1 protein-coding gene is annotated in these 254 nt (G+C 50.4%); it reads left to right on the plus strand.

Annotated elements, in window-relative coordinates; all coding sequences use genetic code 11:
• Positions 1–254: AMP-binding enzyme (locus AABK37_RS42160; protein WP_432557296.1), on the plus strand; the 254-nt coding region annotated here is incomplete at both ends.

Genomic DNA, 254 nt, shown 5'->3' on the forward strand with positions numbered 1-254 from the left:
GCGAAATTGAGGCACTGTTGAGCCAACACCCAACTGTGCAACAAGCTGTTGTCATTGCCAAAGAAATTGCCGGCGATAAGCGCTTAGTTGCCTATCTGCTACCCCAAACATCAGCAGCACCAGAAATCGCACAGTTGCGCTCGTTCCTCAAACAGCAACTGCCCGATTACATGGTGCCAACTTCTTTTGTGGTGCTTGATACCCTGCCACTCACACCTAATGGTAAAGTTGACCGCAAGGCACTACCAGATCCC

It is taken from the genome of Tolypothrix sp. VBCCA 56010, from assembly GCF_050875635.1.
Lineage (GTDB): Bacteria > Cyanobacteriota > Cyanobacteriia > Cyanobacteriales > Nostocaceae > Hassallia.